Source organism: Rhizobium sp. P2_G2, assembly GCF_056403555.1.
The window spans coordinates 1-3220 of record NZ_JBFUFF010000229.1 but is presented as its reverse complement, the minus strand read 5'-3'; the positions used below and the strand labels follow the sequence as shown (position 1 = coordinate 3220).

Here is a 3220-nt window from a genome sequence, read left to right as displayed (position 1 = left end):
ATCATCGGCAAAGAAGTGAATGGCCAAACTGTGTGGGGCCTCGCGGACGCTGAAGGAAAAACGATAGTCGAACCTCGCTACCGGGCAATAAGCTGTTTTGAGAATGGTCTGGCCTGGGTTCCAGTCGACGAGAAGAAAGCCTGGTGCGCGATAGACCGCTATCAAAGAATTCGCGAAAACGTGCCGTGCGTGACCAACTGGATTGCCAATCGAGTGTTTGATGCAGGCCCGGAGAAGCTTTCCGACGACTACTACGAAAGCGGCGTTTTGTGGATGCAAGCCAACCTCGAATATGGGCTTGGCCTGAGGAAAGAGCCGCCACGAATTGTTGGGCACGGCATTTCGACGTCGTTCTAGGGAGAGACCTCAGGCAAATCCTGTCTCCGAACATAATCCTGGCTGTTTCAATGACCACGCTGCCGCCCAACGTCTACACTGTCAATCAAGTCCGGCGGTAGTCTCGCCGTGCGGATGGACAGCCACAGGCCGCCTGAGGTCTGTTTAGGGTACCGTCTGAAGTTTGATCACTTCTGCTTTCGCACGAACGATCAAAAATTGGAGTTGCGGATCGCCTTGCCTGACCGACAAAGCGGCATTTAATGCCAGCAGACTTTGCTCGGCGTATTCCTTTTTATGAGTTGCGATTGCAAGCTGCAGAAGTGATGTACCAAGCTGACTGTTCGCGCGGACATAATATTGCGGAAGATGCCCGGGCGAAAAGACTCCCAACGCGGCGCGAAATGCGGCATTGGCGGCCAGGAAGCGGTCTGGGAGTCGATATATCACCGCGAGCTTCAGAAGTGCATCGGCGTACGACGCCTGGGTCAAAGCCCATCTGTCTGTGTCAATTATCGGCGGCCAGTCATGAAGGCTCGCCTCATAGGCCGCCACCGAATCGTAAAGAAGTTGAGGCTTGACGCCAATGATTGCTTGCTCTTCTAAAGCCAGCCCAAGATCGGCCTGCAATTGTGTTCGTAGCGCAGCATTAAACTGCATCGACGGGGTGACGCCATCAGGCAGGTTCCTTGTCAGCCCATGGCGAAGAACCTCGGCGGCCTCGTCGAGCTTCTTTACATCTCGCTCACGGACTCCAAGCTCGGTCAGGGCCTCGCCGAGCGTTGCTGCCCAACTGACATACTGACGCGCTTCAAATTTGATGTCACGCACTTCCAGCACAGCGCGTTCTATGTCGACAGCTTGACGCACATATTCGTCGTTCTTGGTGAGATTTCCCAAAGAGAAGTATGATGCCGCAAGAACAGCTCGCGTGATGACCCAGTTTCTTCGGTCTTGTACACGCTGCCAGGTGTCAAGCGCTGCTTTTGCCGAGACGATCCCTTCCTGAAGCCGCCTTGGCGTATGTTCCATTACCCCAAGCTCAAACAGCGTTTCTGCCAAATCGTTCTGCGCACCCGCGTACTGACGGGCATGCCGTGTCGGAGTAAATATCTCAAGCGCAGCGTGATAAGCCTCGACCGCCATTTCCAGATGATGGGCTTCAGTCCTGTTTTCACCGACGGCCATTAGGGCGTCGGCGCGGCTGAGTTGGGTCATGCCCCAAAGTTCGCCATCGGTTTTCTTTGTCCACACTTCGAGCGCAGCATCGAAGTCTGCAACGGACTTCTCAAATAAACCAATTTCTCGCGTGAGGGTCGCCAGCCGGAAATGCTCATGACCCAGCTTCGAATTAAGCGTGGCGCACGTATTCGGATTTTTCTGACGATTACATGCGGCAAGTGCTAACTGGTCCTCTTGGATGGCCGCCCTAAGGGCCGTTATCACATTCTTTGTATCGACTGCTTCCAGGTCTGCTGACGCGGACTGCGCAATGGCAAAAAGCATGAGACCTGTGACAAGAACCGAAATCTTAAAGATACGCAAAGTGCCCTCTTGAATGCCTTTGGTCTGCGCTAAGACAACCGAGCCGCAGCGTGTCACAGCCGAGAGTGCTCACTTTCGTCCCACGCGCAATTCAACTCAATGGTTCAAATAAGTCCACCCACAAATCAACGCCATCTAGTTTCGACCCTGGACCGCGCGACCAAGCTCTCCGACACCAGTCCAACCGCGACGACAGATGGCCGCTTTTTTTATCCCCATGGCTTCATGTTCGTCATGCCGGTCAGGAATCTGATCGGCGCCCCGAAATGTTTCCGTCAGCCTCGCCAGCACGCTGAAAAACAGGCTCGCGGCTGATAGTCGAAATTCGTGTCGAAGGGGAAGACGGGCCGCATCCGGCGCCGGCTTGTCAGACCTTCAATATCCTGGCTGACGACACCGGCAGTCAGCGCCATGAGGTTCGGATTGGCAATAGGGGCAAGTTCCGGCGAAAGATAGCCGGACTTGACGACAAGCAGGCGCACCGAGCGGGGGTCGAGGCCGAGCCGCGTGAAGTCAGCGAGATCATGATAGGGGCGCCTGCGAGCGGCAAGAACGATGGTCGCGCCGCCGGCCCGGATGACTGCTTGACGTTCGGCCGGAGGCCCCGGATCGTCGAGGCGAAGCACCTCGGTTTCTAGACGAACTGGCACGCTTGCTGGATCGAGACTGCCGCCGATCGACAAAGACACCGTTGCACCTCGACCGGCGGCAAAGCAGATCTCAACCGCTGGCCGGTCCGTGATGCCGGCAAACAGCGCATTGCCGAATTTGCGGGCCAGCACGGCCCGAAGGACGTCGGCGCGATCACCTACGCCGCCGCCGGTTGGATTGTCGGCGGAGTCCGCCACGATGACCGGAGCAGTTCGTGTGCTGGCAGCGATATCGAGCATCTCTTCAAGCGGTCCGGTCACTGGGCCGAAACGGAAATCGCTGCGGGCATTCCAATAAGAAAACGCAATCTCTTCGGCGACCCTCGCAGCTTCGGCCTTGTCGGTCCCCGTTACTACGGCACACGCCGTCGCACGCGGCTCATCCGCCCAGACATAGCCGACCATCAAATTGGCGTCGAGAATGCCCTTGCGTCGATCGCAATCTACAAGCCTGCGGTAAAGGGTTCTTGCCGGTTCGTCCTCGGTCGAGGTTCGTTCCCCCGGCAACAGCACGGGGACCGGCGCCCAAGCGATCCCCGGTCGCGTCCCGCTTTTCAGCGCCCTAACAAGCATTGACCAAGCGCGCACCATGGTTTCACGGACATCGACGTGCGGCGCAGTGCGATAGGCTGCGAAGATATCAAGCTGATCGACGATCGTCTGGCTGACGTTGCCGTGGAGGTCATAGC

3 protein-coding genes are annotated in these 3220 nt (G+C 57.0%); 1 reads left to right on the top strand and 2 read right to left on the bottom strand.

The window, feature by feature from the left end; genetic code table 11:
• Positions 1 to 357 (top strand): WG repeat-containing protein (locus AC1D06_RS42245; protein ID WP_477991502.1); only part of this gene is annotated, 357 nt, incomplete at its 5' end.
• A gap of 144 nt (positions 358 to 501) precedes the next feature.
• On the opposite strand, the gene AC1D06_RS42240 is transcribed toward AC1D06_RS42245, so the two are convergent.
• Both AC1D06_RS42240 and AC1D06_RS42235 read right to left on the bottom strand, forming a co-directional pair.
• Positions 502 to 1881 (bottom strand): hypothetical protein, encoded by a 1380-nt coding sequence (locus AC1D06_RS42240; RefSeq protein ID WP_477991501.1) that lies wholly within the window; start codon positions 1879 to 1881, stop codon positions 502 to 504.
• A gap of 275 nt (positions 1882 to 2156) precedes the next feature.
• Positions 2157 to 3220: M81 family metallopeptidase (locus tag AC1D06_RS42235; RefSeq protein ID WP_477991499.1), on the bottom strand; the 1064-nt coding region annotated here is incomplete at its 5' end.